19 protein-coding genes are annotated in these 19,403 nt (G+C 38.7%); 10 read left to right on the top strand and 9 right to left on the bottom strand.

The window, feature by feature from the left end; translation table 11 throughout:
- Position 1: 1 nt before the first annotated feature.
- From AAEY62_RS08400 to coaBC, 4 genes are all read right to left on the bottom strand, one after another.
- Positions 2-1,105, bottom strand: a complete 1,104-nt coding sequence (locus AAEY62_RS08400; protein WP_024590642.1) for a GGDEF domain-containing protein — start codon at positions 1,103-1,105, stop codon at positions 2-4.
- A gap of 251 nt (positions 1,106-1,356) precedes the next feature.
- Positions 1,357-4,125 carry a S9 family peptidase gene (locus AAEY62_RS08395; protein ID WP_350634793.1) on the bottom strand — a complete coding sequence of 923 codons (2,769 nt, stop codon included), beginning with the start codon at positions 4,123-4,125 and terminating at the stop codon, positions 1,357-1,359.
- Positions 4,126-4,265: 140 nt separating this feature from the next.
- Entirely contained in the window at positions 4,266-4,853 is a 588-nt protein-coding gene (slmA, locus tag AAEY62_RS08390; RefSeq protein ID WP_007581932.1) for a nucleoid occlusion factor SlmA, read from the bottom strand.
- Positions 4,854-4,963: 110 nt separating this feature from the next.
- Entirely contained in the window at positions 4,964-6,157 is a 1,194-nt protein-coding gene (gene coaBC / locus AAEY62_RS08385; RefSeq protein WP_350634792.1) for a bifunctional phosphopantothenoylcysteine decarboxylase/phosphopantothenate--cysteine ligase CoaBC, read from the bottom strand.
- A 144-nt stretch (positions 6,158-6,301) separates the two neighbouring features.
- On the opposite strand from coaBC, the gene radC reads away from it, so the two are divergent.
- The 3 genes from radC to rpmG all read left to right on the top strand — a co-directional run bounded on the left by radC (position 6,302) and on the right by rpmG (position 7,654).
- Positions 6,302-6,976 (top strand): RadC family protein, encoded by a 675-nt coding sequence (radC, locus tag AAEY62_RS08380; protein ID WP_007581936.1) that lies wholly within the window; start codon positions 6,302-6,304, stop codon positions 6,974-6,976.
- A gap of 274 nt (positions 6,977-7,250) precedes the next feature.
- The gene (gene rpmB, locus AAEY62_RS08375) at positions 7,251-7,487 is read left to right on the top strand and encodes a 50S ribosomal protein L28 (RefSeq protein ID WP_004335549.1); all 237 of its coding nucleotides are present in this window, start codon (positions 7,251-7,253) and stop codon (positions 7,485-7,487) included.
- Positions 7,488-7,498: 11 nt separating this feature from the next.
- Entirely contained in the window at positions 7,499-7,654 is a 156-nt protein-coding gene (rpmG, locus tag AAEY62_RS08370; protein ID WP_004335545.1) for a 50S ribosomal protein L33, read from the top strand.
- 135 nt (positions 7,655-7,789) lie between these two features.
- Here rpmG and AAEY62_RS08365 read toward each other — a convergent pair whose 3' ends face one another.
- Positions 7,790-8,716 (bottom strand): manganese-dependent inorganic pyrophosphatase, encoded by a 927-nt coding sequence (locus AAEY62_RS08365; RefSeq protein WP_197173269.1) that lies wholly within the window; start codon positions 8,714-8,716, stop codon positions 7,790-7,792.
- Between the two features lie 118 nt (positions 8,717-8,834).
- On the opposite strand from AAEY62_RS08365, the gene AAEY62_RS08360 reads away from it, so the two are divergent.
- A complete protein-coding gene (locus tag AAEY62_RS08360; protein WP_007581940.1) occupies positions 8,835-9,350 on the top strand; it encodes a hypothetical protein in 516 nt (171 codons plus the stop codon).
- A complete protein-coding gene (gene mutM / locus AAEY62_RS08355) occupies positions 9,350-10,159 on the top strand; it encodes a bifunctional DNA-formamidopyrimidine glycosylase/DNA-(apurinic or apyrimidinic site) lyase (RefSeq protein ID WP_007581941.1) in 810 nt (269 codons plus the stop codon). The genes AAEY62_RS08360 and mutM overlap by 1 nt, the downstream gene beginning before the upstream one ends.
- Positions 10,160-10,236: 77 nt before the next feature.
- On the opposite strand, the gene AAEY62_RS08350 is transcribed toward mutM, so the two are convergent.
- The 4 genes from AAEY62_RS08350 to AAEY62_RS08335 are packed head-to-tail and all read right to left on the bottom strand — an operon-like array spanning position 10,237 to position 13,784.
- Entirely contained in the window at positions 10,237-10,737 is a 501-nt protein-coding gene (locus tag AAEY62_RS08350; RefSeq protein WP_350602938.1) for a DUF3299 domain-containing protein, read from the bottom strand.
- 14 nt (positions 10,738-10,751) lie between these two features.
- Complete coding sequence (locus AAEY62_RS08345; protein ID WP_350634791.1) at positions 10,752-12,011, bottom strand: ABC transporter permease; 1,260 nt, start codon at positions 12,009-12,011, stop codon at positions 10,752-10,754.
- On the bottom strand, positions 12,008-12,706 hold the full coding sequence (locus AAEY62_RS08340) for an ABC transporter ATP-binding protein (protein ID WP_101163691.1): 699 nt from the start codon (positions 12,704-12,706) through the stop codon (positions 12,008-12,010). Before AAEY62_RS08340 ends, AAEY62_RS08345 begins: the two co-directional genes overlap by 4 nt.
- Positions 12,707-12,713: 7 nt before the next feature.
- Complete coding sequence (locus AAEY62_RS08335; protein ID WP_350634790.1) at positions 12,714-13,784, bottom strand: CDP-glycerol glycerophosphotransferase family protein; 1,071 nt, start codon at positions 13,782-13,784, stop codon at positions 12,714-12,716.
- A 178-nt stretch (positions 13,785-13,962) separates the two neighbouring features.
- Here AAEY62_RS08335 and AAEY62_RS08330 point away from each other — a divergent pair, with 178 nt between their 5' ends.
- The 5 genes from AAEY62_RS08330 to AAEY62_RS08310 all read left to right on the top strand — a co-directional run bounded on the left by AAEY62_RS08330 (position 13,963) and on the right by AAEY62_RS08310 (position 19,398).
- Complete coding sequence (locus AAEY62_RS08330; RefSeq protein WP_010553317.1) at positions 13,963-15,066, top strand: phosphoribosylaminoimidazolesuccinocarboxamide synthase; 1,104 nt, start codon at positions 13,963-13,965, stop codon at positions 15,064-15,066.
- Between the two features lie 122 nt (positions 15,067-15,188).
- On the top strand, positions 15,189-15,851 hold the full coding sequence (locus AAEY62_RS08325) for a methylamine utilization protein (protein WP_007581955.1): 663 nt from the start codon (positions 15,189-15,191) through the stop codon (positions 15,849-15,851).
- Positions 15,844-18,159, top strand: a complete 2,316-nt coding sequence (locus tag AAEY62_RS08320; RefSeq protein ID WP_350634789.1) for a bifunctional diguanylate cyclase/phosphodiesterase — start codon at positions 15,844-15,846, stop codon at positions 18,157-18,159. The genes AAEY62_RS08325 and AAEY62_RS08320 overlap by 8 nt, the downstream gene beginning before the upstream one ends.
- Positions 18,146-18,979: a DUF3034 family protein gene (locus AAEY62_RS08315; protein WP_350634788.1), complete on the top strand. Its 834-nt coding sequence runs from the start codon at positions 18,146-18,148 to the stop codon at positions 18,977-18,979. Before AAEY62_RS08320 ends, AAEY62_RS08315 begins: the two co-directional genes overlap by 14 nt.
- Positions 18,979-19,398, top strand: coding sequence for a group I truncated hemoglobin (locus AAEY62_RS08310; protein ID WP_350634787.1), 420 nt, complete (start codon positions 18,979-18,981; stop codon positions 19,396-19,398). Before AAEY62_RS08315 ends, AAEY62_RS08310 begins: the two co-directional genes overlap by 1 nt.
- The last annotated feature ends 5 nt before the right edge of the window (positions 19,399-19,403 follow it).

Genomic DNA, 19,403 nt, shown 5'->3' with positions numbered 1-19,403 from the left:
TTTAGGCTATAAACCCATTTAAGTAGGTTGATTGAGCGATAACGGTTGAATCGTTATCGCTAACACATACTTTATTGCGTCCATTATTTTTAGCCTTATATAGCGCAGTATCAGCCCGTTCCAATAGTTTTAGCACTGTATCGTCTTTTTGTATCGTTGCTAACCCAATACTTATAGTAAATGCTACATTTGTAATTGTGTTTTCGGCAATATACTTTCTCAGGTCATCGGCTTTTTTAGCGCTATCATTTAAAGAGGTGTTGGATAAAATAATAGTGAATTCTTCTCCACCCCATCGCGCAATAAGTGCATCATTTCCCATACGCATTTTTAATATTTTAGAAAATTCAGTGAGTACGTTATCGCCAACTAAATGCCCGTAGGTATCATTTATATTTTTGAAGTGGTCTATATCGCAAATAAGTAAGCAATGCGGGGTTTTAAAAACGTCATTTTTAGCAATTAACTGTGATAATTCAAAATCAAATTTTTGCCTGTTATAAAGCCCCGTTAACTTATCGGTTTCTGCTAAGTGTTGAATTTCTAAGTTACGGATAGATAATCGAGTGTATGCCGAAAACCGTGTTTTTTCGTAAAATCTAAAAATTAAAATATGAGCAAGACTTACCTCTATGAGATTAAATAAAGAGCCTAAGCCAATTGTTACAGTTTGCTGTTGTTGTAAATACACAAGATACGCACAAATAGTAAAGGCGACTGCACTAAATAGGCTTCCCCAGTTTCTTCCAACTAAAAAAAAGCTAAAAGGCGGGATTAACGTCGCCCAAAATAAAGAATGCGCATGCCCACCTACAGAAACCACAAACATCATTATTAAGCTAACGACCATAAGGGTGACAGCCCACGCTGCTGCATTTACATTGGCTGTTTTATTAAACCAAGTATAAATACCTAACGATATCGTAAGTCCTAAGGCATCAATTAAAGCAATGTCATAGCTTTCAAAATAAAAAAGATTGAGGAGTGTTAAAGCTAAAAAGTAACATGTAGTTATTAGTAAAGAGTGAGCTATTAAGCGAGTACGCCAAAAATCCTTATGGTCTTTTGGGTATTGTGGAAACTCTTTGTACCAAAAACCTAGCATAATGAACGACTCTTTAACCTCTGAATTTAGTGATTATTACTTATATTAGGCTTTTATTATAGTTTTTTACTTTGATTAAAACGCTTATATACGGTGGTGTTTATAAAAGTTTAAAGATCATTACAGCATTTTTCAAAGGTATGAAGGACTAGGTAGTGACTGATTACTTAAATGTAATATGCCTCGCCTTGATTTAATTGACGCAGAGCTCAACGTTATCGCTTACGTAGAGCTCTGAATAAATGTTATATCTATTCCTCTATAAATGCCTCGCCTTTTGTCATCCACTTTTCAGCTGGTTTGCCTTTTAAGTAATGATCAAAGTACTGCATCATACGTACTGAAAAATCGACCTGATTAGGAAACTTTTTCAAGTGGTGTGGTTCACCTTCGTATTGTAAAAATGTAGCATCTTTTCCTGCACGGCGCAGAGCTAAGTAATACTGCACGCTCTCATGCCAAGGTACTGCATCGTCTTTGTCGCCAGACATTATTAAGATAGGCGTATTAACTTTGTCTGCAAAAAACACCGGTGAGTTTTCTATATAAAGTTCTGGTGCTTCAAATAAGTTTTTGCCAATACGGCTTTGTCCTGTTTCGTATTGAAATTGACGAGCAAGGCCCGATTTTAAACGTATGCCACTGTAAGCACTTGTCATGTTTGATACTGGAGCGCCAGATACAACCGCTTTAAACATATCTGTTTGGGTTATCATAAATGCACTTTGATAACCTGCCCAAGAGTGACCTTGTAAGCCAATTTTATCTGGGTCGGCTATGCCTAAATCTATTAATTTTTGGGTGGCGTTTATCATGGTTTGCGTTGACGATTTACCCGGGTGACCTATTTCAAAACGAATATCAGGTAAAAATACCGCATAACCGTTTGAGGTAAACATAGGAAAATTAGGGCGATGGTTTAATTCCATTTTTGGAAAATCATACATACGCTGGCTCATATAACGATAAAAATACACAACCACAGGTGCTTTATCGCCTTTTTTATATCCCGCTGGTTTTATTAGGACGCCTTGTAAATCTTCGCCGTCAAAGCCTTTATAGCTTATTAGTTCTGGCTTTTCGCCCCAGGCAAAATTACTAATTTGTGGGTTTAGCGTGGTTACTTGTTTTGGTGCGCTAAAGCTAAAATTAGTTTGGTAGTAATCAGGATATTGGCTATAAGTTTGCGAGGTGAATAAATACTTGTCAGCCTTTTTGGCTTTTTTAACCATATCAAAGCGTTTATTACCGCTAAGCACGTTAGTTATTGTGTTAGTGGTTAAGTCGAGCTTTGCCACTTCGCTTTGTTTAGTTTGTAGATTAATAGCAGAGACAAGTAATGTATCGCCTTTTTTAAAGCCCACTTGGGTTTTATCAAGCTTAATAACACGGTACTGCGAATTGCTTTGTTTACCATTAGTTAGGCGTTTAGCTTGCTGCGTTTTTACGTCAAACGCCCAAATATCGTATTTACTATAAGCAAGCACTTGGCTGCTATCGGTCATCCAACCAGCAAAACCATAACCAGGTTGAGTCGAAGGGTAGTCGTGTTTATCATCAGCAAAGGTTGCCTGAATCGCTTTTGTAAGCGGTGTTACTTTATTATTTTTTAAATCTTTTAACTGTATTTGGCTATCGCTAAAGTAAGCCGCAAACTCTCCATTCGGTGCAAGGTTCGGTTTAAACGGGTAGTTACTAATAATGGGAGTTTGTTTACCGGTGTTTATATTTACTGCAAAGTAATCAGCAAAAAAACCGCCGTACATTATTTTTTCTAGGTAGGGGATGTTAGATGAGCCAAGTAAAGACACATCTCGCTCAGGGTTTAGTGCAACCTCAGGCATATTAGTGGTACTTAGCTGTACCACTTTTTGCGAGTTAACGTGATACACCGCGCTGTAATGGCGGTTTTTATTAACTTCGTTCCATTGCTGTTCTTCACGCGGCTTTATTTGCGCATCGTTGTTGTGCCATACATCTAAACCTTTATGTTCGCGTATAGTGTCAAAATCGTACAATGAGGCTTCGTCGGTATATTCTTTGGCTTTTACTTTAGCTGCTAATTTTGGATGGTTTTCAAAATATAAGCGCTCGCCATTTTCTGACCATTTAAGGGATGCTGTTTTACCTAAAACCCAGGTTTTATCAGGTGAGGCTATTGTTGAAAGTTTATCGTTTTTATATAGCTGTAAAGTGTAGCTTCGACGGCGCGTGTCATCATTTACATAGTTACCTAATGTAAACACTGCAATATTGTCAGTTGGGTGCCACGCTATTTTATTTGCGATTACGCCCGGTTCATCAATTAATACGCTGCTATTAAAGTTACTTAGCTCAATTAGCGCTATTTGGTTGTTATTACCGTCGCTGTAACTTTGACTCACTAATAGTTGGCTGTTAGCTGAGTTAATAGCGTAGCTAAATACGTTTTCTATTGTATGGGTGCGTTTATCAGATAAATTTACGATAACAAGCGCATAGCTCTTATCTTTTTTATCGGGCGTGATAGCGTTGTCTTCTTCGTTTTTAGTGCTATCGGTTTTATCTTCTACTTTTGCGTCATCGTCTTTTTTATTTAAACGATAAGCAAGCCACATGCCGTCATCAGATACCGTGTAATCTTTTACATCAGCAAAGCTTTGTTGGGCACCTGATTGTGTGTTTACGAGTACCAGATTGTTTTTAAGTGTGTCTTTTTTTTTGGTTGTTTCTTTTTCAAGTAATGTAGGTACTTGTGTAAAAGCGACCCAGTTAGCGGCTTTATTAATATGAGGTTTAGTGCCGCGCTCTACTTCTGCGATGAGAGTATTGCTTTGTAGTGAGTAAACTTGGCCAGTTGCATTTCCACGATACGGCGTTGCACTAAAAGTGAGTACTTGACCATTGTCAGATAGTTGCGTGCTTTTAGCTGATTTAAAACTAAAAACGTCTTTAAATTGTAGCGATTCTTTGGCGTGTATGCCGGTGCTAGTTAAGCTGGCAACGAGTGCCGTGCTTAATAAGGTGAGTTTTGTTTTCATTATTGATTCTCGTATTATGACATTGTTTCATTGTAACGAGTTTGGTTCATAATTCGAGCGGATCAGTTAAATGGCAGCTACATACGACAAAACGACCCGTAGGTCGTTTTTTGGTATTTAATTTATTAATTTAGCAGTAATTACAGCCAAATTTTTTGTAGCTCAAGCCATTGTTTTTCAAATTGAACACTTGGCTTTGCTTTAAAGTCGCTACGTACAAACTGATTCATTTTGCCTTCAACGTAGGCAAGTAAAAAGTTTGCAAGTGTAAGCTCATCACTTTGAAAGTTTTTACCTTCACGTAATTTACGCTCACGAAGTACTTGTTTAAACTGAGTTTCTAATTTTTCAAACAAGCTTTGTACCCGCTCGCGTAAACGTTCCTGCTCACCTTGCAGAGCATCGCCAGTTAAAATGCGAGTAATACCTGGGTTTTTTTCAGCGAAGGTTAGAAGTAATAATAGAATGTTATAAATGCGCGTTTGGCTTTCTTTTTCGTTTTCAATAATAATATTTATACGAGATAAAAGGGTATCTTCAATAAACTCAATTAAGCCCTCAAACATACGCGCTTTGCTCGGAAAGTGACGGTATAGCGCAGCTTCAGACACACCCACCTCAGCAGCTAGTTTTGCTGTGGTGATGCGTTGTCCCAAATTAGTTTCTAACATTTGTGCGAGTGCTTGCAGTATTTGCTCTTTGCGATTACTTCTTTTTGTCGCAGGCATGAACATTCCTTTTTATTAGTTATTCTTAGTGGCGCAGTTAAGAACCCTAGTCATTTTTTGTTCAAATGAATGGCGTATGTTAATGTTTTATTCAGTTTGTTTCCAGCCTTTTATAGATGTTTGGCCAGCTGTTCGATCACCTTGCGAGCTATTTCTATTTTACTTGTAGTTGGTAATTCTAGTTGTTCGTTATGCCAGTATAGTGTTAAAGCATTATGATCGGAATTAAACCCTAAGCCACTTTTTGATACGTCATTAGCGCAAATCATATCTAGATTTTTATTTTTTAGTTTACCTTTAGCATAGCTTTCTACATTTTGAGTTTCGGCGGCAAATCCAACCGTATAGGGGCGGTTTTGTGTAAGGTTGGCAATAGCTGCAATTACGTCAGGGTTTTTAGTTAAAGTAAGGGTGAGTTCGTCGCCTTGTTTTTTCATTTTTTGAGTCGCAATGTTTGCAGCTCGATAATCCGCAACAGCAGCGCAACCTATAAAAGCATCTGATTGTGGTGCATAGGTAAGTGACTCAGTTAATAGCTCCTCAGCGCTTTCTATATTGATAAGGTTTACGCCAGTAGGGCCTTTTATAGTGACTGGACCCGAAATTAAATTAACCTTAGCACCGAGTTGCAACGCGGCTTCTGCCAGTGCATAACCCATTTTTCCAGAGCTGTGATTTGATATAAAGCGTACCGGATCGAGAGGCTCACGCGTTGGGCCTGCTGTTATTGTAATTGTTTTTCCTGCAAGTAATTGCGGTTGCTCTTTTGCTATACATAGCGCAACTAGCTCATGTGGCTCTAACATGCGTCCAGCGCCTATATCGCCGCAGGCTTGCTCACCTTTACCCGGGCCCCAAATAAGTACGTTACGTGCTTTTAATGTGGCTAAATTAGCTTGTGTTGCTGCGTGTGCATACATTTGCTGGTTCATGGCTGGTGCAACTGCGACTTTTGCAGGCGTTGCTAGCAGTAACGTCGTTAGTAGGTCGTCAGCAATGCCGGCTGCCATTTTAGCAATAATATTACACGTCGCTGGAGCAACTAAAATTAAGTCAGCCCATTTTGCAAATTCAATATGCCCCATTGAAGCTTCAGCAGAAGGGTCTAGTAATGAGTCAGAGACTGTTTCTCCACTAACGGCTTGCATGGTCAGTGCTGTAATAAAGTGTTTAGCTGATTCAGTCATAACTACTTTTACTTCACAACCAGAGTCTTTTAATCGCCTAACGAGTTCTGCACATTTATAAGCTGCAATACCGCCGGTAATACCTAGTACAATTTTTTTGTTTGTTAAGTTAGTCATGGATGTTCATCAGTTTTTATTAAATATTGGGCTTAAAATAACAAATCTTTACCCATACAGCGAAGTTTTTTAATTCGAAATAACAGGCTAAATTTCAAATTTGCATTACATTTATAAGACACTTTCGCCTCTCAAGGATGAATAATGCAACTTACGTCACTACCAAACTCACTTCGACCTCGTGAAAAGCTCATAGCAAAGGGGGCTAAGGCGCTGACTGACGCAGAGCTTCTTGCCATATTTTTACGAACAGGGTTACCGGGAATGAATGTAATTGAGTTGGCTCAGCATTTATTAAACGAGAATAAAACACTTCATAATTTGTTTAATGCCAGCATTGAGGAGTTTTGCTCTCAAAAGGGGTTAGGGACCGCTAAGTATGTTCAGCTACAAGCTGTGTTAGAGCTAAGCCAACGTTATATGCAGGAGCGTTGCCAACGAGACGCCGTGTTTAATTCGCCAAACTCAGTTTACGATTACCTAACAATTCAAATGCGAGGTTTGCAACAAGAAGTATTTATGGTGTTATACCTAGATAGCCAAAATAGATTAGTAAAAGATGAAATACTTTTTTATGGCACAATTAATTCTGCCAGCGTTTATCCGCGTGAAGTGGTAAAGGCTGCCCTTAAAAATAATGCAGCCGCTGTTATTTTTGCGCATAATCATCCAAGTGGTATTGCAGAACCGAGCCAAGCAGACAAACTTATTACTAATAAATTGCAGCAAGCACTGCAATTGGTCGACATAAGTGTGCTCGATCACATCATTGTTGGTGGAGAAACGTGTGTTTCGTTTGCCGAGCGAGGCCTGATTTAGCTTTGTTAGATACAGAAGTGTATTAAAAATGAGCTGTTTAACGTGTTTTGGCAAATTAGTTTAATTTAAATGCAGTTTTTACTTTCCCTAAGGGCATTCGATCTTTATAATTAGCCGCTATCAAATTTACATATATGAGCTGATTGGATAGATCAGTGTTTGATCTTTGCCTGTAAAAGCTGTATAAAGAGCGCCCTTCGATTTATCTCTAGGGCGGAAATACACGGCCTTAGATTAAATTAAGCTCGAGCGAAGTTATTGGAGATATATAGACATGTCTAAAGTATGTCAAGTTACAGGTAAGCGTCCTGCGGTTGGTAATCACCGTTCACACGCGAGAAACGCGACTAGACGTCGTTTCCTACCTAACCTACAAACACACCGTTTTTGGGTTGAAAGTGAAAAACGTTTTGTAACATTACGCACTACTACTAAAGGTATGCGTATTATCGATAAAAAAGGCATCGACACGGTTCTTACAGAAATCCGTGCTCGCGGCGTTAAAGTTTAAGGATCTGAATCATGCGCGATAAAATCCGTTTAGTTTCAACTGCCGGTACTGGTTTTTTCTACACTACTGACAAAAACAAACGTAACATGCCTGAGAAGATGGAAATCAAAAAGTTTGATCCAAAGATTCGTAAACATGTTCTTTTTAAAGAAGCTAAAATTAAGTAATTTTAGTTCTTTTAGAATTTAAAAACCCAGCTTAGGCTGGGTTTTTTGTTTTTAAAAATATGATTAGTGAATTGATATAAAAAAACCTCGTTGGCATAACCAACAAGGCTTTTAAATCAATAAATGAAAACACAATTAGATTTTTGTGAATGCATCTTGTAGTGGTGGTACTACTTGCTTTTTACGGCTCAGTACACCATCTAACCATACTTTATCATCCTCTGGTTTTACACCGTAAGCCTGCTCAACTAAGTTTGCATCGTCAGATACAATTAGCATTTCTGAGCCTTCTTTCATTATATCGGTAAGCAGTAAAAATACAGAGTGGCGATTACCCTCAACTTTTAGCTTAGCAATATCGGCTGCAAGGTCTGCTTTAATATCGTCAAAAACAGCAAGGTCGATTACTTCTAGTTGGCCAATGCCTACTAGGTTACCGTTCATGTTGAAATCTTTAAAGTCACGCATTACTAAATCACGTGCTGGTGTGTCTTCTACCGCAGATTTAACGCGGAACATATCCATACCCAATTCTTTAAAGTCTTCTACGCCTGCAATTTCAGCTAGCGCTTCAACACATTTAATATCGGCAGTGGTACATGTTGGTGATTTAAATATGACTGTGTCGCTTAAAATTGCACACATCATAATACCCGCGATGTCTTTAGGGATTTCTACGCTGTAGAAGTCGTACATCATTTTAATAATGGTGTTTGAACAACCAACAGGACGAATCCAACATTCAAGCGGAGTAGATGATGTTAAGTCACCTAATTTGTGGTGATCTACCACGCCAACAACGCGAGCTTGGTCGATATCATCGGGTGCTTGTGTTTTTTCTGTGTGATCTACAATATACACATCTTCACCCGCGTAGCTTAATTTAAGCTCTGGTGCTTCGAAGCCAAATTTATCAAGGATAAATTGAGTTTCAGGTGAAATTTCACCAAGACGAGTTGGAATTGCAGGCTCATCGATTTGGTTTTTTAAATAAGCCAGTGCAATTGCACCACAAATAGAATCTGAATCTGGGATTTTATGGCCCACTACATACATAGACATTGACGGAACTCCTTTAAATTTGCCGATATTCTAACAAAGTCTGCGGCCTTTAACATATAGACAGCGCAATTAAGTTTTAGTTACACTTTAAAATCTTGAATTTACTAGGTGTATTAATATGCGACTGGGCCGTAAAGGTTGGAACAACGTTATAATATTTTCGATGTTGATTATGATCTTCTTCTTAAATGGCTGGCATAAGCAACTTTTGGGAGGGGAGGATAAACCAACATTACAAGCCGTACTCCCCCAGCAAAGTTTTGTACTGACACTGCAATTTGTTGATCAAAAAATTGAGCGAATAGGAACAAGCTGGCGTACAACCCCACTACAAAAAGACATACCGCTTGTGTGGCAAGCATCTGAGCAGCAACTTAGTGATTTAATTAACCAATGGCAAAGCGCGCAGTTAATGGGCGTTAACGAATCTGTTGTTTTTAATCCTAATGCGCCTTTATATGTTGCTACATTTGAGTTGGCTGGCGAGAGTTTACCTTGGGTTTATTTGCTTTATAAAGGCGATGGGCAATATTACTTACTCGAAAAGAGTAGCCAACGAATACTCGCACTCGATTTAAAAACTGCACAGCAGTTATTTCCTAGTTTTGATTTTTCACAAAGTGAGTCTAATTAATGCCTGAATTACCAGAGGTAGAAGTGAGCCGAATGGGCATCACTCCCCACGTACAAAACCAAGTTGTTACAAAGGTAAATATTTACAATGCCAGTATGCGCTGGCCAGTGCCTGATGACGTGTATCAACTTGAAGGGCTAATTGTTACTAGTATTGAACGACGAGCTAAATACTTACTTTTGCACTGTGAGCTTGGGAGCACTATTTTACATTTGGGTATGTCAGGTAATTTACGTGTTGTAGATAAAAGTGAGCCGCTTAAAAAGCATGACCACGTAGAGTTTATTTTTGGCAACGGTAAAGCACTGCGCTTAAACGATCCTCGTCGCTTTGGTTGCTGCTTATGGCAAGAGCCAGGTGAAGTGCATAAGCTACTCTCTAAGCTAGGCCCTGAGCCGCTTACCGATGATTTTTTTGCTAAACGCGTGTACGAACAGTCGCGCAATAAAAAAGTACCCGTAAAGCAATTTATTATGGATAACGCAGTGGTGGTTGGTGTTGGTAATATTTACGCGAATGAATCGTTATTTAAAGCGGGTATACATCCAAAGCGAGAAGCGGGAAAAGTATCGCTCAAACGTTATCAAGCACTTATCCCTATTATAAAAGACACGCTTGCTGCGGCCATTATGCAAGGTGGTACAACGCTTAAAGACTTTGCACAAAGTGATGGTAAGCCTGGGTATTTTGCTCAAGAGTTATTAGTATATGGGCGCAAAGGCAAGCCATGTATGACGTGTGAAAACGAATTGGAAGAAATTAGATTGGGGCAGCGCAGTACTATTTTTTGCTCAAATTGCCAAAAGTAGTTATCTAGTTATTTAAATTTTATCGATTCTAAATTTAATGATATTTAAGGGCCAGCTTTAAAAACGGGCCCTTTATTTTAAAGCTCGAACGGTGCTACACCGACCGCTTTCATTTTATATCCTACCTGCGCTATTTCGCCCGACCATGTTTCAGTACTTATTATTCCAGTTACAACAATTGCGTCGTATAGGCTATCTATTGGTACTCCACCTTTAATTGTTACATGGACTATTTGATTTGGCGGTGGCGGTGGTACGTGTATACAGGCGCCAAAATAAGGAACGAGTAAAAACTCGGTAATTACTTCGCTATCGCCCTCAAGTGGCACAACAAAACCAGGCAAACTCACCGATTGGCCATCAAGTGCCTTTACCACTGGAGCATCTAAATCGGGTTGCACCCAGTTTTGATCACTACCTTCGTGATTAGCTTGTGCTTGAGTGTCTATTTGCACGTGGTTTTTAGGGATTAAGTCTTCCCAAAAAATTTCTTTTGGTGGGTTGGCACTGCTTATAAAGCTTATAAATAATAAGCTAATACACAAGCTGTAATTAACTGCTGTTTTAAAAAATGTCATAAAATACCTAAAAATTATGTTTTTATACTCATGCCGTCGCTGAGTGAATAAAAATAAGCGCGAGTAGCGGGTATTAAACCAATAATAAAACCAGCAGCCATAATAACGCCGATTAAGCCCAGTTCATAGTAAGAGAGCGTTGTAATATTTACGCTTATACCGGCATGGCTTTGTAAGTAACCGCTGGCTGAAAAAATCATTAAGTAATAAAGCGCACTACCTACTAGGCAACCAAGTAAAGTGGTAAGTAGTGACTCAATACTTATAAGTGTAAATAAATGCCAAGGGCGAGCGCCCACCGAACGTAATATAGCAAGTTCGCGGCGACGCTGACTTAAATTTGCAAGCAATGTCGTTAACATGCCAAGTAGGCTTACTAACACGACAACAGCTGAGAATAGCAAAAGTATTTTTTCTACTATGGCGAGCATTTCCCATAACTCTTTAAGTGTTACGGTTGGCATAATCCCAAGCAAGGCTTCTGGCTTATATTGATTTATATTGCGTCTAATTTGTAGTGTGTATAAAGGCGATTTGAATCCCATTAAAAAAGCTGTGATTTGTTTTGGGTGCCCAACTAGGTTGTTATGTTCGCCATGCTCATGCTCATGCTCATGCTCATGCTCAAGGCTAGCTTTACCGCCGTGAATTAAATCGATTGCAGCCAAAGGAATATGCAGCGTTTTATCAACAGGCGTGCCTGTAGGGTTTAAAATACCAACGACTTTAAATGGGTTATCGTCATGATGATGAAAACTGGTGTTCCCCATACCGTGCGATATAACAATAGAGTCGTTAAGTTTATAACCTAATTTATTTGCAACTTCACTACCTAGCACCACTTCGTTAATTGCAGCAAAAGGGTGGCCTTTGTTAAAGGTTAAATTTTGTTTTTTTGCAAAGCGATAATGGCTAAAGTAATCAAGTGTTGTGCCTAGTACCGCTTGGCCTTTATGGCTGTCGCCTAGGCTTATAGGTATGCTCCATTTTACGCCTCGCTGACTTGTTATGTATTCATAACTTTTCCAGCTTACGCCGTTATTAGTATGGCCAATTCTAAATACTGACGAAAGCAATAACTGTATGTCGCCGGTACGCGCACCAACAATTAAATCAGTGCCCGAAATAGTATTACTAAAACTACTTTTAGCATCAATTCGTACACGCTCAATACTTAAAAGTAACATTACACTAATTGCGATAGTAAATAATGTAAGCAGTACACTTGCGCGGCGGTTTAATAAGCTTTTGTAAGCAAGTTTAGCGATGATCATACTTGTTCCTGCAAGCTTATAAGGTCAATGGAGCGGTCAAATAAAGGCTTTAGTGTTTCATCGTGGCTCACAAATACCAATGTACTATTAGATAACTTTGCTTGTTCAAACAGTAGCTTTATAAAGCTCTCACGGTTATTTGTATCGAGTGCAGATGTGGGCTCATCAGCAATTATTAATTCAGGGCTGCCTATAAATGCGCGAGCTGCAGCAACGCGCTGTTGCTGTCCAATACTCAATGTCGCTACATCTTTATGGTGATACTGCGCAGTAAGGCCTAAAGCATTTAATAACCGCATCGCTTCTTTTTGTAAGGCAGAGTTTTTATTTGATGATTGCTTTAATATTTTTTGTTTTCGGCTTTTTGAAAACTCACACCCAAGCGTTATATTTTCAATAGGAGTTAAATAAGGAAGCAGGTTAAAGTTTTGAAAAATATAGCCAATGTGATCCGCTCTAAAAACATCACGGGTAGTATTGCTTAATGTAGTTAGGTTTTGGTTTAAAATTGATACCTCACCGCTAGTGGCTGTATTAATGCCAGCAAGAATCGCTAATAATGTCGATTTACCTGAGCCACTAGGACCGTGTAAAAAAATATGCTCACCTTTTTCGATAACTAACTCTTTTATGTTGAGCGTGGGTGAGCTATCGCTTTTATGCCACTTAAAAGTTACATTTTTTAGGTTGATCATTATCTTGTTACCAACCCCAGTAGTTTAGATCTTTGCGCATTTTTAGCTGTCTTATTATATTTAGTGGCTTGGGTTTTAGTTTATCGTTACTTTGTAAAAATTCATTAGCTGCATTTAATACGCGCTGGCTAGATTGGCCATCGGTGTATGGATGAAGTTCCTGGCAATAGCTTTCAATATTTTGCATTAAATCACTAGGTTTAGTAAGCGCATGTTCAATAGCGGCTTCTACTTCATCAGCGTCGGTAATATCAAGTAAATGAGGAAGTGGCTTTTGATTACAAAATGTGACTACAGGTTTACGTAGTAGTAAAAACATTAAAAGAACTGACGATGTATCGCACAGCATAACATCAGCAGCTTGCAGTAACGGCAAGACGTTATCTGTTTCAATAAATGTTAGGTTTTCGTTACTCAGCGCTTTGTATTTATTAACCCATTCGGCAGGCATTTTAGGATGAAATTGCATCAAAATACGCCAATTACCTTGTTCACTAAAATGTTTTATTTGCTCATATAATTTAGGAGCAAGTGATAGCTTTCGTGAGAAGGTAGAGCATATAAGTAAAGTAGGGCGAGAGTCGTCACTTACATAAGGATTATTTGAAGTATTACTAAAAAGTGGATCGAGCGTTGGCCAGCCAGTTTCAGTTACTTTAAAGAAACCATACTGCTTAGCTAGCTCTTTAAATCGGGTTGTTGTATTTGGACCTTGCGTACAATATAAATCGTAACAACCACGAATGTTAAAGTGATCCTCATGCCCTTTCCGATTTAATTTTCCTGAATTGAACCCGTGAAATACAGCCACTTTTTTACCAGGAATAAAATTAGGAATTATATTGCCCGGTATAAATGTAATGTTTGGAGCCCAGCTTTTAACATCTTTTATGGTATGTAAACGCTGCTCGTTTGTGGTTAAAAAATCGGGATTTACTTCGCTACCCGCTAAAAACCAGCGCACTTCGCCACCATTAGCTAGTACTGCAGCCTGAATAGGCCTCAAGATAGCGTACGAATAATTTTGAGAGATATACATCAAGTATTTTTTATTTTTAGTGGCAGTTAAGTAGTTCAAGCTATCTCCTCAGGCTGGTTGGCACATTAAGTTTACCCCATTGCGACTCGCTTATAAATATATGCCTTTATTTGTTTTAAGCATCCGATTGAGCTTTGAGGTCGGCTAGATTATTATACAATCCATATAACCCCATACCATACTTTGCTCAAAGAGCATCCCTAACCCCGGAGATAGCATGACTAGCTATAAAGTTTTAGACGTAAACGATGATTTACCCATTCGTACCAAAGGTGAAGTACACAGCGGTAAAGTTCGTTCAGTTTATTGGTTAACTGATGAAGACAGCGCGCGATTAATTAAAGACAAAGGCTACCAAGTACCGACAGGTACTGAGCTTGCTATTATGGTTATTTCAGATCGAATTTCTGCATTTGATTGCATTTGGCAAGGCGAAAATGGTTTAAATGGCGTACCGGGTAAAGGTATAGCTTTAAACTCAGTGGCAGCCCATTGGTTTAAGTTATTTGATAAAGCAGGCCTTGCGGGTAATCATATTGTTGATATTCCGCATCCGTATGTGTGGATTGTACGCAAAGCCAGTACAGTAAAAGTAGAGGCAATTGCTCGCCAATATATTACGGGTAGCATGTGGCGTGACTACGCTAAAGGCATACGTAACTTTTGTGGTATTGACTTGCCAGAAGGCTTAAAAGCGAACCAAAAGCTTGATAACGTTTTAATTACGCCATCAACAAAAGGTATTATTGAAGGCGTTGCTGATATTCCGCCAGTTGATGATGTAAATATAACTCGCGCTAACATTACTAATAACTTAGATGTATTTAACTTTAAATCGGCAGATGACGTAACCAAATACGAAAAACTGTTAGTTGAAGGTTTTAAATTAATTAGTGATGAGCTAGCGAAGCTTAACCAAATTTTTGTAGATACAAAATTTGAGTTTGGTTATGTAGAGGATTTAAATGGCGCGCAACAGCTTATATATATTGATGAAGTAGGCACGCCTGATTCGTCACGTATTTGGGATGAAGCAGCATACAAAAATGGTAAAATTGTTGAAAATTCTAAAGAAGGTTTTCGCCAATTACTTATTAATAATGTGCCAGAGAGCGACGTATTATTAAATAAAGATCGCATGAGTGAGCGTGAGCAATTAGCAAAAGATTATATTTTACCAGAATCAGTAATGCTTGAAGTGTCAAATACCTATGTTGGCATAGCGAGCAAAATTGTAGGTAAAGATATTGTGATCCCTGAGAATCCTCGTCAAGAAGTCATTACTATTTTAGATAACGATTACGGATTAATTGTTAAATAGCAGCACTTAAGTGCTAACAAAGCCAGTAACTAAGTCTTTATTTTTAGTTACTGGGCTATAATTCTTGCAATTAGTGCTCGTCTCTAATTAACTTAACCTAACATTAATATTTAGGTGTTGTTATGTTTGAGCGGGCATTGCAAAAGTTTGCTAAAAGTCATTACTTTTTAGCTATAGGTTTGTTTTTTAGTCAATTTGCTTTAAGTGCGAATATTGAATTAGTAATAGAAGATCAACACGGCCAAAAGTTATCAGGTGCAGTGGTTGAGCTTAATATTGCTGACAAACAAGCCACACCATCAAATTTGCCCATTGCTATAATGGATCAAGTCCATAAGCAGTTTTTACCCGAATTATTAGTTGTACAACAGGGTCAAAAAGTTAACTTTCCTAACAGCGATAATATTCGCCATCATGTTTATTCTTTTTCACAAGCTAAGCCTTTTCAACTAAGATTATATTCAGGGCAACCAAAAGAGCCCATTACGTTTGAGCAACAAGGGGTTGTTGTTTTAGGGTGTAATATTCATGACTCTATGGTTGGCTATATCTATGTAGCGAGTAGTGAATCCGTATATAAAACAGATAAAAAAGGCTATGTTAGTTTGCCTATTAATACGCTGCCTGCACAAGTGAGTGTGTGGCACCCTTTACAAACAGCGCCATTGGAGAATAAAAAAATGATAACAATTAATTCTCAAAAACAGTTACAGATAACAGTAAACACATCGACCCCAGCACCTAGAAATACCTTTGGTAGTAAGTTTAAGGCTGGTAATGACTAATAGTTTACGAAATCGCATAACCATTTTATGTGTTGGCTTAGTGTTATTAACCACTATGGTCAGCTTGTTTAGTTTTTGGTGGTCTACGAGTAAGTTTCAAGAAGAAAAAGTAAATCAAGACATTACCGTAGCGCAAAATGTTTATAAGCAATATTTAAAATCAAAAGAAAGCCTACTACTAACCGCAGCAAAAGTACTCACCTCCGACTTTGGTTTTAAGCAAGCTGTAGCAACGCGAGATGCCGGGACAATAAGCAGTGTGTTGTTTAATCATAGCCAACGTATTGATGCCGAATTAATGCTGTTACTTGATTTATCGGGTAAGCTAATTTCCGCCAATACTGACGAAGACGTTTTTGCACACAACTTAAAGCCGTTGATGGAAGAGCTTTTAAGTGCGCCAGAAGAGTCTAGTTTTGTGGTGCTAAATAACGAGCTTTACCAAATTATTTTATTACCTGTGAGAGCGCCACGTACAGTGGCATATAGTTTGGTGGGTTTTAAAATTGATGACAATGTAGCCCATGAACTAAAAAGCTTAACAGGAATGGATGTAAGTTTTATAGGCAGCGCTGACGATATTGTTATCAGTTCATTAGCTAATCGCCCTGAGCAATTTGAACCTGTTAGCTATTTTAGTACCGTAACCACATCGCGTTTTTTTGGTGAATATTTGGTGTATCGTAACCGAGATATAGATTTACCATCGTTGTTGACCCATCCTATAATTATTTTACTGAGCGCCGATTTAACACAAAGTTATAGTGACTTTGAAAAACTTCTTTTTACACTTATTATTTTAGCTATTTTAACTATGTTTGTAGGTGTTATTACGAGCAGCATATTTGCAAATAATTTAACTACGCCACTTACTCAACTAGCTGTAATAGCAAGGCAATTTGCGCAAGGGAATTATGCATTTGAATTTAAAGGGCGAAGGCAAAGCACCGAAATAGACACGCTAGTCGCAGCGTTTGATAGCATGGGTAATGATATTAATCAGCGCGAGCAACAAATTAGCTTTCAAGCCAGACACGATTCCCTAACAGGCTTTTATAACCGCTCAGCAATGCTTGAGGTGCTTGATGATGAATTAGATTCATCAGCCGAGTACACGCTCGTTGCAATAGACATCAAAGGTCTTCGCCATATAAACGATAAGCTCGGTCCGCGCATTGGTGATGACTGCCTAAAGGCTGTTGCTTGCAGAATAAGTGAGTTTTCGGATGAGTTAGGGGGCTTTCATGCTCGTATTGGCGGCGATGAGTTTTTAACTGTGTTTCCGACGGCTGCAGCGCGCGAACACAAAAGCGGGATTGTTGGCTTAATAGCACAATTACAAGCGTGCTACACCATTCAAAAACTAAAAATTAACTTACGCTTTAGTGCGGGCATTGTGCAGTATCCTACCCAAGGAATTGCAAGTGATGACTTAATGCGCCGCGTGCTAATTGCTGTTGAAAGTGCTGCAAACACACAAGAGAGTATACATTATTATCAAAATGGTGAAGACGAGGCGCACTTAGAGCGCTTAATAATGCTTGATGAATTAAAGCAGGCTATTAGTGATGATGATGGTCAGTTATTTATGACCTATCAGCCAAAATTACACATGAAAACGCAAAAAATAGATAAAGTTGAGTCGCTTATTCGCTGGCAGCGAAAAGATGGTAGCTGGGTTAATCCTGAACTGTTTATTGACTTGGCTGAGCAGTCGGGCCTTATTGTTGAACTTACAGGGTGGGTTGTTAATACGGTTGTAGCACAAGTAGCTGATTGGCAGTTTAAAAATATAAACTTACAGGCTGCAATAAATGTATCTGCGCAAGACATAGCATTTCCGGGCTTTCATGCTGCATTAGTTCGTACGCTTAAAAAGTACAAAGTAGATCCTAAGCTGATCACTATTGAGCTTACTGAGCGCGATATGATCGAAAACGAAGAAAAAGGTATTAAAGCGCTCGAAAACCTAAAGGCAATTGGCGTTAAAATATCATTAGATGATTATGGTGTAGGGCAAACATCACTTGGTCGATTAAAAATGTTACCGATTGATGAGCTTAAGCTAGATAAGTGCTTTATCCTAAAACTTGATGAATCGCAAAAAGATCAATTTATAGTGCAATCATCAATTACGTTGGGGCATCAGCTAGGTTTCTCGGTTGTAGCTGAGGGGGTTGAAACACTTGGCTCATTAAATTTACTTAGAGGTATGCAGTGCGATCATGCACAAGGCTATTACTTAAGTAGACCTTTAAAAGCAGAACTATTAGAAGAATGGCTGGAGGAATACTATGAAAAAAATTAAATACTTATTAGCAAGTTTGTTTTTAATAATTAGTGTACCGAGCATTGCAAGCAATGGAAAACTGCTAGCTACACCGGGAGTTTCTCAAATTGAAGGCAGTGGCGGCGGTGGTATTGTACCGTGGGCACAACTTGCTGGGTACGCAAGTGATGATGAATTTTCGGTAAATGGCTTTTGTAGCCGCGCAGATGTAACCGACTACACACTTGACGTATGTGGTGCACAACTTAATTTATTTAATCGTGTTGAGCTCAGTTATGCCCAACAGCGCTTTGATGTACCAGCACTTGATGCTGAAATAGAGCAATCAATTACAGGTGCTAAAATACGTTTATATGGTGATATTGTTTACAGTGATTGGCCACAACTTAGCTTAGGTATTCAGCATAAATCACTGGATGATGGCAGTATTGCAACACTTGTAGGCGCAGAAGAGACTAGCGGTACTGACTACTACCTCGCTGCTAGTAAATTACATTTAGGGGCTATTGCTGGCTATAACTGGTTTTGGAACGTAACTACACGATACAGCGAAGCTAATCAACTTGGTTTGCTTGGCTACGGTGGAGAAAATGGTAGTGGAAAAGTGCTATTTGAAGGCAGCACAGCTATATTTTTTAGTCGCGAAATAGCCGTAGGTGTTGAGTATCGTCAAAAATCAAATAACTTAAACTTAGGCGAACAAGATTGGAAAGATTTATTTGTAGCATGGATGCCTAATAAGCACGTAAGTGTGACAGCGGCTTACCTTGATTTAGGAAGCATTGCAGGGGCTGACGATCAAACAGGTTGGTATTTATCGGTAACAGGGTATTGGTAATGAAAAGCGCTAGTATTTTTTTGATTTGTTTAGGGTTGCTTAGTGGGTGCGCGAACTCTACTAAGCTCTCACTTTATCAAAAGCTGGATGGTAAAGCGGGGATAGGCAGAATTGTTGATAGCTTTATCTATCAAATAGGTAATGACGAGCAGATAATTCATTACTTTGAACACAGCAATATAGCGTACTTTCGCCAAGGGTTTATTACTCATATGTGCATGCTAGTAGAAGGCCCGTGTACATATGATGGCGACTCTATGGTGGCTATTCATACTGGTATGCATATTACAGAGAAAGACTTTAATCATGTGGTTGATTTACTTATAAATGCAATGAATGAGCAGAACATTAGCCATAGTTTGCAAAACGATATTCTCTCTAGAATGGCACCACTTCGTGGTGAAATTATAAAAATGTAACTATA

The sequence above is a fragment of the Pseudoalteromonas sp. GW168-MNA-CIBAN-0100 genome, from assembly GCF_040309225.1.
Lineage (GTDB): Bacteria > Pseudomonadota > Gammaproteobacteria > Enterobacterales > Alteromonadaceae > Pseudoalteromonas > Pseudoalteromonas arctica.
Note: the sequence above shows the minus strand (reverse complement) of the source record. Positions and strands in the feature narration are given on the sequence as shown.

Excerpts from the sequence above, each read along its gene's own strand:
- AAEY62_RS08400 (WP_024590642.1), bottom strand. The coding sequence starts at position 1,105 with ATGCTAGGTTTTTGGTACAAAGAGTTTCCACAATACCCAAAAGACCAT.
- AAEY62_RS08395 (WP_350634793.1), bottom strand. The coding sequence starts at position 4,125 with ATGAAAACAAAACTCACCTTATTAAGCACGGCACTCGTTGCCAGCTTA.
- slmA (WP_007581932.1), bottom strand. The coding sequence starts at position 4,853 with ATGCCTGCGACAAAAAGAAGTAATCGCAAAGAGCAAATACTGCAAGCA.
- coaBC (WP_350634792.1), bottom strand. The coding sequence starts at position 6,157 with ATGACTAACTTAACAAACAAAAAAATTGTACTAGGTATTACCGGCGGT.
- radC (WP_007581936.1), top strand. The coding sequence starts at position 6,302 with ATGCAACTTACGTCACTACCAAACTCACTTCGACCTCGTGAAAAGCTC.
- rpmB (WP_004335549.1), top strand. The coding sequence starts at position 7,251 with ATGTCTAAAGTATGTCAAGTTACAGGTAAGCGTCCTGCGGTTGGTAAT.
- rpmG (WP_004335545.1), top strand. The coding sequence starts at position 7,499 with ATGCGCGATAAAATCCGTTTAGTTTCAACTGCCGGTACTGGTTTTTTC.
- AAEY62_RS08365 (WP_197173269.1), bottom strand. The coding sequence starts at position 8,716 with ATGTCTATGTATGTAGTGGGCCATAAAATCCCAGATTCAGATTCTATT.
- AAEY62_RS08360 (WP_007581940.1), top strand. The coding sequence starts at position 8,835 with ATGCGACTGGGCCGTAAAGGTTGGAACAACGTTATAATATTTTCGATG.
- mutM (WP_007581941.1), top strand. The coding sequence starts at position 9,350 with ATGCCTGAATTACCAGAGGTAGAAGTGAGCCGAATGGGCATCACTCCC.
- AAEY62_RS08350 (WP_350602938.1), bottom strand. The coding sequence starts at position 10,737 with ATGACATTTTTTAAAACAGCAGTTAATTACAGCTTGTGTATTAGCTTA.
- AAEY62_RS08345 (WP_350634791.1), bottom strand. The coding sequence starts at position 12,011 with ATGATCATCGCTAAACTTGCTTACAAAAGCTTATTAAACCGCCGCGCA.
- AAEY62_RS08340 (WP_101163691.1), bottom strand. The coding sequence starts at position 12,706 with ATGATCAACCTAAAAAATGTAACTTTTAAGTGGCATAAAAGCGATAGC.
- AAEY62_RS08330 (WP_010553317.1), top strand. The coding sequence starts at position 13,963 with ATGACTAGCTATAAAGTTTTAGACGTAAACGATGATTTACCCATTCGT.
- AAEY62_RS08325 (WP_007581955.1), top strand. The coding sequence starts at position 15,189 with ATGTTTGAGCGGGCATTGCAAAAGTTTGCTAAAAGTCATTACTTTTTA.
- AAEY62_RS08320 (WP_350634789.1), top strand. The coding sequence starts at position 15,844 with ATGACTAATAGTTTACGAAATCGCATAACCATTTTATGTGTTGGCTTA.
- AAEY62_RS08315 (WP_350634788.1), top strand. The coding sequence starts at position 18,146 with ATGAAAAAAATTAAATACTTATTAGCAAGTTTGTTTTTAATAATTAGT.
- AAEY62_RS08310 (WP_350634787.1), top strand. The coding sequence starts at position 18,979 with ATGAAAAGCGCTAGTATTTTTTTGATTTGTTTAGGGTTGCTTAGTGGG.